A 9,155-nucleotide genomic window follows, 5' to 3' on the forward strand; every position below is an offset into this window, starting at 1 on the left:
CCCCCCCCCCCCCCCCCCCCCCCCCCCCCCCCCCCCCCCCCCCCCCCCCCCCCCCCCCCCCCCCCCCCCCCCCCCACGGCCGGCCGCCACATCCGCACCGCATCCCCGCTGCACCCCAGCACCACGTCCGACCCGAACCCGGGTCCCCGTACCAACCGCAACACCCCGACTCGACAGGAGCACGTCACATGACCTCCAATCGCGACCGACGCGTCGTGGTCACCGGTCTCGGCGCCACGACGCCACTCGGTGGCACGGCCACCGAGACCTGGGAGGCCCTCCTCGCGGGGCGTTCCGGCGCCCGCCCGATGGACTTCGACTGGGTCGCCAAGTACGAGCTCCCGGTCACCTTCGCCGCGACGATCGCCACGAAGCCCGAGGAGGTCCTGGCCAAGGTCGAGACCCGGCGCCTCGACCCGTCGAGCCAGTACGCCCTCATCGCCGCGCGCGAGGCGTGGGCCGATGCGGGCAAGCCCGAGGTCGACCCCGAGCGGCTCGGTGCCGCCGTCGGCTCCGGCATCGGTGGCGTCTGGACGCTGCTCGACCAGTGGGACAACCTGCGCGAGAAGGGCCCCCGTCGGGTCTACCCGCTCGCCGTCCCGATGCTCATGCCCAACGGGCCCGCGGCCGCCGTCTCGCTCGACCTCGGCGCGCGCGCCGGTGCACACACGACCGTGAGCGCCTGCGCCTCCGGCGCCGAGAGCATGGGCTACGCCATCGACATGATCCGCACGGGTCGCGCCGACGTCGTCGTGGCCGGTGGCACCGAGGCCGCGGTCCACGCGCTGCCCATCGCGGGCTTCGCCGCCATGCAGGCCCTCTCGACCCGCAACGACGAGCCGGAGAAGGCCTCGCGCCCCTACGACACCGGCCGCGACGGCTTCGTGCTCGGTGAGGGTGCGGCCGTCATCGTCCTCGAGTCCGAGGAGCACGCCAAGGCCCGTGGCGCGAGGATCTACGCCGAGCTGGCCAGCGTCGGCATGTCGGCCGACGCGCACCACATCACCGCTCCCGAGCCCAACGGGTCCGGCGCCGCGCGCGCGATGCGCTACGCCGTCGAGCGCGCCGACCTGGCGCTGTCCGACATCATCCACATCAACGCGCACGCGACGTCGACACCCGTCGGCGACGTCGCCGAGTACAACGCCATCAAGCGCGCGTTCGGCGACCACACCGAGAACCTGTCGGTGACGGCGACGAAGTCGATGACCGGACACCTGCTCGGCGCCGCCGGCGCCCTCGAGGCCGTCATCACGATCCAGTCGGTCCACCACCGGCTCGTGCCGCCGACGATCAACCTCGACGACCAGGACCCGGAGATCCCGCTCAACGTCGTCACCGGCGAGGCCCAGCAGCTTCCCGACGGCGACATCGCGGCCCTGAACAACTCGTTCGGGTTCGGCGGCCACAACGTCGCCCTCGCGATCCGCAGCATCTGAGCGGAACCGCTTGCACAAGAAGGCCCCTCGCCCGTGGTCAGCCACGGACGAGGGGCCTTCCGACGTCACGGCCGGTGGCCGGGGCTCAACCCTCGACCCGGCCGGGTCAGCCCTTGACGCAGAGCAGCGTCGTCAGGCGGGCGACGACCTCGACGAGCGTGTCCGGGCCGCAGGCCTGGGCCGACTGATCGTGCGAAGCTGCTCGAGCGCCGCGAGCTCGACCTCGGCGGGGTCGGCCCACATGAGCGTGGAGGCCCGCGCGCCCGGGAGCGCGACAGGGAACGGGGTCATCGTCGTCCTCTCGTGTGCGGGGCGGTGGTGCGAGCGGCGGCGCCGGCGTCCGGGGCGTCGCCATGGCGGGGAGCCGCGGTGAGGGCGCCCTCCATGACGGTCTCGCGCGCGAAGTGCAGCTGGACGCGCGTCGGCACGTACGGCTGCCAGCGCAGCGGCATCCCGGCCTCGTCGGGCGTCCGGTCACCCTTGCGGGCGTTGCACGGCTCACAGGCGGCCACGGCGTTGGCCCATGACGTCGCACCACCGCGGGAGCGAGGCTGGACGTGGTCCATCGTCGTGGCCGTGAACCGTCCGCAGTACGCGCACCGGCCGCGGTCGCGCAGCAGCACGCCGTCGCGGGAGTACGTGGCCCGGGTCCGCGAGTAGAGCCACTTCTGCTCGACGTAGCGGACGAGCCGCACGACGAGGGGCACCCGGTACGGGCCGAAGCGGTCCGTGTCGTGCTCGGTGACCGGCGTCGCGACACCGCGCCAGATCATCGCGATCGCGTGCCGCACGGTGACGCGGTGCAACAGCGTCTCGTCGGCGTTCCACACCTCGACCTGGGTCATGGCGGGGCCTCTCCTTCCGTCTCGTGCCGGTCGTGCTGGGACACAGGCAAAGAGCCGCCTACCGGAACATCCGGTGGCGGCTCGTGGCGCGGGAGCGGTCAGGCTCGTGGCACGTCGGCGAGGACGCTATGGGGATGCTCGTGGTCGGCCTGTGGGCTGCCGTGGCGACGCCCACCCGTGAACGGGTCGGCCACCTCGACGAGGCACCCGTGGTGCTTCGCGTCGGTGGGCAGACCCGTGGCCATGTCCGGTCCTCTCCTCGTGTTCGTGGTGTTGCGGTTGTTGTGTGAATCGTCGCACGACTCACGCGTGCACGTCAGGATTAGACGTGCGGCGCCCGACGATGGCGCCGGGCCGGCGCCTCGGCGCGACAGTGCTTTCAGGCCTGCGGCCGGGCCACGGCAGCCCACGAGCGTGCGCGACGAGGTCGCGACGAGGGCGCGACGAGGGCCCGGGAGCACGAACCTCCCGGGCCCTCGCCGTCCCGCCGTCGCCGCGCTGGAGGCCGCGGCCTGCGAGAGGCACTCGGCGCAGTCTCGGCGTCAGCCGACCTTGTGCAGCCAACGCACGGGCGCCCCGTCCCCGGCGTAGCGGAACGGCTCCAGCTCCTCGTCCCACGGCACACCGAGGAGCAGGTCGATCTCGTCCTGGAGGGCCTCGGCGTCACCACGCGTACGCAGGACCGCCTCACGGAGCCGGTCCTCCTGGACGACCGCGTCCCCGGAGACCGAGGTCATCGCGTGGTGGATCCCGAGTCGGGGTGTGTACGACCAGCGGGCGCCGTCGCAGCCCGCCGACGGCTCCTCGGTGACCTCGTACCGGAGGCCGTCCCATCCCCGCAGGGCGCTGGCGAGCGCAGCGCCGGTTCCGGGAGCCGCGGTCCATGACAGCTCGGTGCGGACCATCCGCGGCGCGGCGGGCTGGGCGATCCAGTCCAGGGCGACGCGGTGGTCGAGCACTGCCTCGATGGCCCACTGGATGTGCGGGCACAGCGGAGCGGGCGCACCGTGGATGAACACGACACCGCGCGTGACCGTTCGCGGCATGACGACAGACATCCGAACCTCCTCCAGTTGCAGGGACGTCTTCCCCAACGCCTGCCACCGGGAGCCGGAACCGTCGTGCGCTCGTGCTCAGTGTCCGATATGTCTGATGTGGTGATGCTCAACGCCCCTGCCAGGGGGACTCGCCCATTGTGCCCCAGCAGACCCACCGGCACCAGCACTTCCACGAATCGGACGATTCGGGCACCTGCACCGCTCAGGAGCCGGCCGGCACCCCGGGAAAGAGGATGACGTCCCCGTCGCGCACCTCGATCCGGTGCGTGGCGACCGGCCGCGTCGCCGGCAGGCACATCGGACGCCCGTCCGCGAGGCAGAAGCGCGTGGCGTGCAGGGGGCACTCCACCTCCCCCGCCTCGACCCAGCCCTCGGCGAGCGAGGCGTCCTCGTGCGAGCACGTGTCGTCGAGGGCGTAGTACGTCCCGTCGTCGTCGCGGAACAGCGAGATGGGCTCGTCCGTGCCGGTGAGGTCGGTCCCCAGGAGAAGAGCCTCACCCGGCTCGACGTCCTCGACCGCCGCCACGCGGATGCCCTCACTCATGCGCTCTCGTCCCTCGGTGCTCGCGGGCCGGACGCCATCGACGCCCGACGGGAGGCCGGACGCCGTCCCGCGAGCGAGCCTAGAGGGTCACCGGTGGCGGCCCGCGCGCGCACCGCGCACGCGCACCAGGGGCCGGGTGGGCGCGGCCGGCTCGCTAGACTCCGACCCGACCCCGGCGCTCCCCCGAGCCCGCCGGGTCCCGGGGCAGTAGCTCAGCCGGTCAGAGCAGCGGACTCATAATCCGTCGGTCCAGGGTTCAAGCCCCTGCTGCCCCACGTCGGCGAGTGCAGGACTCCGCGCGGACGACCACGGGGCTGGCCAGAACGTGGCCGTCCGCGCGCCGGTGGTCAGCGGCCGGTGGCGGCGATGTAGACCGACGGGTTGCCGTTCGGGTTGAGCAGGACGGCTGGGGCGAGGCAGCGCGCGGGCAGGCTGACGTGGGCGTCGATGACCGCGTCCCCGGTGGCCGAGAAGGGCACGGTCGCCGTCGGCGGCAACGCGCTGCCGTTGCACGCCACGGTGGCCGACAGCCGTGGCACCGGGTTGACCCCCGTCGTCGGGATGATGAGGCCCTCGACCTCGACGTGGAGGTCGCCGTTCGCACGCAGCCGGGCGCTTCCCTCGGAGATGACCCAGGGCGCGCCCCCACGGGTCAGGCCGAACAGGGGCGGGTCGGACAGGATGCTGCCCTGGACCGGCGCGCGGAGGATGTCGCTCCGGGGGACGCCGGAGGTGTCGGCGGTGGCGCTGGAGGTCGCGGCCAGCCCGCTCACCCCGAGGACGAGGCCGGCGACGAAGGAGGCGGTACGGGAGATTCGGTGCATGTCACACTCCTGCCTGGGTCGTGGGGAGGTGTTCCCCAGACGAGGACGACGCACCGGCGACCGTCGGTTCACGCGAGCACGGCAGGACGTGGAGTGGCTCGGCGTGACGTCAGCCGATGCGGTCGAGGAGCGCCAGCGAGCGCTCGACGACCTGGGCCGTTGCCCCGGCGTCGTAGGAGGCCAGCGACGCGTCGGTGAACAGATGCCGGTCGCCCTCGTAGACGAACAGCTCGGCGGTGTCGGGACCGGCGAGCCGTACCAGCTCGCGCGCTGCGTCGACGTCGCCCTCGAGCCCGAAGAACGGGTCCCTGTCCATGCCGTGCACCTGGACCGGGACACCCTCGGGCCACGGACCGAAGGCCCATTCCCCGGTCACCGGGAAGCAGGCCTCGTAGAGGAGGGCGCCGCGGGCGCCGGCGCGGGTCTGGGCGAGCCGCTGGGCCGGACCGACGCCGAAGGAGATGCCGGCGTAGACGAGGTCCTCGGGAAGTCTCGCCAGCGCCGCGGCGACCCGCTCGGCGATCTCGTCGTCGCCGAGCTCCTGGGTGAGGGCGAACCCGTCGTCGATGCTCGGGGCGACGACGCCCTCGAAGAGGTCGGGCGTGTGGACGGTGTGCCGCCCGCCGCCGCGGAGAGACTCCGCGAGGGCGCGCACTCCCTCCGTCAGTCCCAGGACGTGGTGGAACAGGACGACCTCGGCCATCGATGGGCTCCTCGTCGGTCGGTGGCACCGGATGAGCCCACCGTAGGCCCAACGGAGGCCGCGGGCCCGGCCGGTGCGCAGCGGCGGTGTGCGACACGAGCCCCACGGGCCCCTGTGGTCACACCTCCGGGACGGAGTTGCGCCAAGTCCGCCCGCGGTCCACTCGCCCCACCTATGGTGGACACGGCCGGGACCACAGACTGCGGGGGGCGTAGCACGTGGATACGGTCGAGGCGTGGCCGCAGGGCCCGCCGGACGAACTCAGCCTCCAGGGGGGTGGCCTCAAGGTGCAGGACGAAACACAACGCAGTGGACCTCGCGTCCTCACCGTGCGCATGAGCGGGCGACTGGTGCCGTTCGCTGCGTCCACGGTGGTGTTCGCGCTCCTTCCGTTCCTCAGCGCCAGCGCGCCGGACACCGCTGCCCGGGCGGCCGTGGTGCTCGCCGCCGGTGACCGAGCCGCGGTCGACACGGCGGTCGACGGTGTCGAGAGCGCCCGTGACGCGCTCACCGACGCCGACGGGACCGTCGCGGCCATCGCCGCCGCGGCGATCGGTGGGTCCGGATCGGCCGGCATGGCCGTGTCGAACGCGGTCGGGGGCGGCGTCGTGTTCCCCGAGATCGGGCTGACGCCGCTCGCGGCGATGGCCGTGGTCGCTCCCGTGGCGCCTGGGCTGCCCGGCTTCATCCACCCGGTGCCCGGGGTCGAGGTGTCCGGCTTCGGCCCGCGCATCCACCCGCTGCTGCACCGGCCCATGTTCCACACCGGCATCGACCTGTCGGCGGCCTGCGGTACACCGATCCGGGCCGCCGCAGCCGGCAAGGTCGTCTACGCCCGGATCTCCAGCTCCTGGGGTCTGCGCACGATCATCCAGCACACACCGACGCTCAAGACGGCCTACGGCCACCAGTCGAAGTTCCTCGTCAAGGAGGGTCAGACCGTCCGGCAGGGCCAGGTCATCGGTCTGGTCGGCACCACCGGCTGGTCCACCGGTTGCCACCTGCACTTCGACGTCATCATCAACGACCACTACGTCGACCCGGCACCCTACCTGGGCTTCCCGGCCTCGACGTCGGGCCCGGCGTCCTACGGCACGGTGCCGAACTACTTCCCGGGCGGTGGCACGGTCGTCGCGTCGGCACCCCAGACGGTCCCCGACGGTGACGTGCCGTTCGAGGACGTCGACCCGGCGCCGCTGCCCGGCACGAGCACGCCGAAGGCGACCAACCCGGCGCCGAAGCCGACGACGAGCGCGCCGAAGCCGACGACCGGCACGGGTACCCCGACACCGACGACGACGCAGCCGTCGCCGACGACGAGCACGGCGCCGACGTCGACCACGACGACCACGACGACTGCGGCCCCGACCACGACGACACCGACGACGACCGCTCCGTCGACGACCGCTCCGACGACCACCCAGCCGCCGAGCGACCCGCCGAGCACGACCTCCGAACCGCCGGCGTCCGACCCGCCGCCCGTCACGACGACGAACGCGCCAGCGGCCCCCGCGGTCGAGCCGACGCCGACGCAGACGGCCGTCGCGACAGCCACGGCGACGGCGACGGCGGTCGCCACGGCGGTCCGGCAGCTGGCCACCAGCGCGGCGGCCGTGAGCGACCCGGTCAAGACGACCGAGGCGGTCAAGACCACTGAAGCGGCACCGGCCCGCACGTCGGACACGGCGCAGCCGACCGCCCAGTCGACCGCGGCTGCCGAGCAGTCGAGCTGACCGCTCCCGGCTCGCCACCGAGACGACAGACGACGCACCGACGCCCACGCCCGACCCGTGCATCCGACGCGCGGTAGCCGGGCCGGGGGCCGGGGGCGCCCGGGGCCCCGTCCACCCGGACGGGGCCCTCGCCGCGTCCGAACTCACGATTCGGGCACGGCCGGGACCCGGTTGGTACCTCCCGGGGGCACGAGCCGATAGGTTGCGGGGATGGACGACGTGAAACCTGCTGCCGAGGCGACCGCCGAACGCGTCTCGGACCACCGCGAGCCCATGGTCGTCATCGAGGGCGTCAACAAGCACTTCGGTGACCTCCACGTGCTGAGGGACATCAACCTCACCGTCGGCAAGGGCGAGGTCGTCGTCGTCCTGGGTCCGTCGGGCTCGGGCAAGTCGACGCTCTGCCGCACCATCAACCGGCTCGAGACCTTCGAGTCGGGCACGATCACCATCGACGGCAAGGCGCTGCCGGAGGAGGGCAAGTCCCTCGCGCAGCTGCGGGCCGACGTCGGCATGGTCTTCCAGTCCTTCAACCTCTTCGCGCACAAGACGATCCGCGACAACGTCACCCTCGGGCCGGTCAAGGTGCGCAAGAAGTCGAAGGCCGACGCCGACCGGCAGGCCACCGACCTGCTCAAGCGCGTCGGGGTCGAGGCCCAGGCCGACAAGTACCCGGCCCAGCTGTCCGGCGGCCAGCAGCAGCGCGTCGCGATCGCCCGGTCCCTGGCCATGGGCCCCAAGGTCATGCTCTTCGACGAGCCCACCTCGGCGCTCGACCCCGAGATGGTCAACGAGGTCCTCGACGTCATGGTCGGTCTGGCCAAGGAGGGCATGACGATGATCGTCGTGACGCACGAGATGGGCTTCGCGCGCAAGGCCGCCGACCGCGTCGTGTTCATGTCCGACGGGCAGATCGTCGAGGTCGGCACGCCGGAGGAGTTCTTCACCCGGCCCAAGAGCGAACGCGCCAAGGACTTCCTCGGCAAGATCCTCACCCACTGACGCCCCACCCGCTGCGGTGGCCCCCGGGCGTCGGGCCACCGGCGCACCAGACCAGACTCAGCGAGCGGCATGCACCCCCGCGTGCCAGGAAGCAACCACAGGAGGAACCCACATGAAGGCACGACGCATCGGCGTGGCGTTCGCGGCGACGGCCCTGGCCGTCACGCTCGCCGCCTGCGGCTCGGGGCAGCCCAGCGGCAGCGGCGGAGGCGGTGGAGGCGGCGACAACGGCCTCAAGATCGGCATCAAGTTCGACCAGCCCGGCATGGGCCTGAAGAAGGGCAACGAGTACAGCGGCTTCGACGTCGACGTCGCCAAGTACGTCGCCAAGGAGCTCGGCACGTCCGAGGACAAGATCACCTGGGTGCAGGCGCCGAGCGCCCAGCGCGAGACGCTCATCCAGACGGGCCAGGTCGACTTCGTCGTCGCGACGTACTCGATCACCGACGCCCGCAAGGAGAAGGTCTCCTTCGCCGGACCGTACTTCATTGCCGGCCAGGACCTCCTCGTCCGCTCCGACGACTCGTCGATCACCGGCCCGGACAGCCTCACCGGCAAGAAGCTCTGCTCGGTGACCGGCTCCACCTCGGCCCAGAAGGTCAAGGACAAGTACCCGGGCGTCCAGCTCCAGGAGTTCGGCACGTACTCCGAGTGCCTGCCGGCGCTGCAGACCGGCGCCATCGACGCCCTGACCACCGACGACACCATCCTGGCCGGCTACGCCGCCCAGGAGCAGTACAAGGGCAAGTTCAAGGTCGTCGGCAAGCCGTTCTCCGAGGAGAAGTACGGCATCGGGCTGAAGAAGGGCGACACCCAGCTGTGCACGAAGATCACCGACGCGATCAAGAAGATGATCAGCGACGGCTCGTGGCCTGTCTCTTATACACATCTCCGAGCCCACGAGACGCGTAGTAATCTGGGGGGGGGGGGTGTGGTTTGGGGGGGGGGGGGGGGGGGGGGGGGGGGGGGGGGGGGGGGGGGGGGGGGGGGGGGGGGGGGGGGGGGGG

12 protein-coding genes and 1 tRNA gene are annotated in these 9,155 nt (G+C 72.4%); 6 read left to right on the forward strand and 7 right to left on the reverse strand.

The genetic code is table 11. The annotated features are described in order from the left end of the window. Both ACPYOM_RS18605 and fabF read left to right on the forward strand, forming a co-directional pair. Positions 1-192, forward strand: a 192-nt coding sequence (locus tag ACPYOM_RS18605; RefSeq protein WP_481347092.1) for a hypothetical protein, incomplete at its 5' end; no start/stop codon positions are given. Next, complete coding sequence (gene fabF / locus ACPYOM_RS18610; protein WP_481347093.1) at positions 189-1,439, forward strand: beta-ketoacyl-ACP synthase II; 1,251 nt, start codon at positions 189-191, stop codon at positions 1,437-1,439. The genes ACPYOM_RS18605 and fabF, both read left to right, overlap by 4 nt. Positions 1,440-1,571: 132 nt before the next feature. Here fabF and ACPYOM_RS18615 read toward each other — a convergent pair whose 3' ends face one another. From ACPYOM_RS18615 to ACPYOM_RS18635, 5 genes are all read right to left on the reverse strand, one after another. Next, on the reverse strand, positions 1,572-1,730 hold the full coding sequence (locus tag ACPYOM_RS18615; RefSeq protein WP_481347094.1) for a hypothetical protein: 159 nt from the start codon (positions 1,728-1,730) through the stop codon (positions 1,572-1,574). Further along, positions 1,727-2,284 carry an HNH endonuclease gene (locus ACPYOM_RS18620; RefSeq protein ID WP_481347095.1) on the reverse strand — a complete coding sequence of 186 codons (558 nt, stop codon included), beginning with the start codon at positions 2,282-2,284 and terminating at the stop codon, positions 1,727-1,729. Before ACPYOM_RS18620 ends, ACPYOM_RS18615 begins: the two co-directional genes overlap by 4 nt. A 98-nt stretch (positions 2,285-2,382) precedes the next feature. Further along, a complete protein-coding gene (locus tag ACPYOM_RS18625) occupies positions 2,383-2,529 on the reverse strand; it encodes a hypothetical protein (RefSeq protein WP_481347096.1) in 147 nt (48 codons plus the stop codon). A 297-nt stretch (positions 2,530-2,826) separates the two neighbouring features. Then, positions 2,827-3,342 carry a DUF3145 domain-containing protein gene (locus ACPYOM_RS18630; RefSeq protein ID WP_481347097.1) on the reverse strand — a complete coding sequence of 172 codons (516 nt, stop codon included), beginning with the start codon at positions 3,340-3,342 and terminating at the stop codon, positions 2,827-2,829. Between the two features lie 202 nt (positions 3,343-3,544). Continuing rightward, entirely contained in the window at positions 3,545-3,886 is a 342-nt protein-coding gene (locus ACPYOM_RS18635) for a non-heme iron oxygenase ferredoxin subunit (protein WP_481343618.1), read from the reverse strand. 201 nt (positions 3,887-4,087) lie between these two features. Here ACPYOM_RS18635 and ACPYOM_RS18640 point away from each other — a divergent pair. After that, a tRNA-Ile gene (locus tag ACPYOM_RS18640) sits at positions 4,088-4,161 on the forward strand. Positions 4,162-4,233: 72 nt separating this feature from the next. Here the strand turns inward: ACPYOM_RS18640 and ACPYOM_RS18645 are convergent. Together ACPYOM_RS18645 and ACPYOM_RS18650 are read right to left on the reverse strand one after the other, a co-directional pair. Continuing rightward, a complete protein-coding gene (locus ACPYOM_RS18645) occupies positions 4,234-4,710 on the reverse strand; it encodes a hypothetical protein (protein WP_481343617.1) in 477 nt (158 codons plus the stop codon). 109 nt (positions 4,711-4,819) lie between these two features. Next, the gene (locus ACPYOM_RS18650; RefSeq protein WP_481347098.1) at positions 4,820-5,413 is read right to left on the reverse strand and encodes a dienelactone hydrolase family protein; all 594 of its coding nucleotides are present in this window, start codon (positions 5,411-5,413) and stop codon (positions 4,820-4,822) included. A gap of 335 nt (positions 5,414-5,748) precedes the next feature. Between ACPYOM_RS18650 and ACPYOM_RS18655 the strand changes: the two genes are divergently transcribed. The 3 genes from ACPYOM_RS18655 to ACPYOM_RS18665 form a co-directional block, all read left to right on the forward strand. Then, positions 5,749-7,146 carry a M23 family metallopeptidase gene (locus ACPYOM_RS18655; RefSeq protein WP_481347099.1) on the forward strand — a complete coding sequence of 466 codons (1,398 nt, stop codon included), beginning with the start codon at positions 5,749-5,751 and terminating at the stop codon, positions 7,144-7,146. A gap of 273 nt (positions 7,147-7,419) precedes the next feature. Further along, the gene (locus ACPYOM_RS18660) at positions 7,420-8,148 is read left to right on the forward strand and encodes an amino acid ABC transporter ATP-binding protein (RefSeq protein ID WP_481343620.1); all 729 of its coding nucleotides are present in this window, start codon (positions 7,420-7,422) and stop codon (positions 8,146-8,148) included. Between the two features lie 112 nt (positions 8,149-8,260). Beyond that, positions 8,261-9,155: glutamate ABC transporter substrate-binding protein (locus ACPYOM_RS18665; protein ID WP_481347100.1), on the forward strand; the 895-nt coding region annotated here is incomplete at its 3' end.

This window comes from Monashia sp. HAY1-2A (assembly GCF_056755315.1).

Bases quoted from the DNA above. Each gene is read 5' to 3' on its own strand.
- fabF (WP_481347093.1), top strand. From the start codon at position 189: ATGACCTCCAATCGCGACCGACGCGTCGTGGTCACCGGTCTCGGCGCC.
- ACPYOM_RS18615 (WP_481347094.1), bottom strand. From the start codon at position 1,730: ATGACCCCGTTCCCTGTCGCGCTCCCGGGCGCGCGGGCCTCCACGCTC.
- ACPYOM_RS18620 (WP_481347095.1), bottom strand. From the start codon at position 2,284: ATGACCCAGGTCGAGGTGTGGAACGCCGACGAGACGCTGTTGCACCGC.
- ACPYOM_RS18625 (WP_481347096.1), bottom strand. From the start codon at position 2,529: ATGGCCACGGGTCTGCCCACCGACGCGAAGCACCACGGGTGCCTCGTC.
- ACPYOM_RS18630 (WP_481347097.1), bottom strand. From the start codon at position 3,342: ATGTCTGTCGTCATGCCGCGAACGGTCACGCGCGGTGTCGTGTTCATC.
- ACPYOM_RS18635 (WP_481343618.1), bottom strand. From the start codon at position 3,886: ATGAGTGAGGGCATCCGCGTGGCGGCGGTCGAGGACGTCGAGCCGGGT.
- ACPYOM_RS18645 (WP_481343617.1), bottom strand. From the start codon at position 4,710: ATGCACCGAATCTCCCGTACCGCCTCCTTCGTCGCCGGCCTCGTCCTC.
- ACPYOM_RS18650 (WP_481347098.1), bottom strand. From the start codon at position 5,413: ATGGCCGAGGTCGTCCTGTTCCACCACGTCCTGGGACTGACGGAGGGA.
- ACPYOM_RS18655 (WP_481347099.1), top strand. From the start codon at position 5,749: ATGAGCGGGCGACTGGTGCCGTTCGCTGCGTCCACGGTGGTGTTCGCG.
- ACPYOM_RS18660 (WP_481343620.1), top strand. From the start codon at position 7,420: ATGGTCGTCATCGAGGGCGTCAACAAGCACTTCGGTGACCTCCACGTG.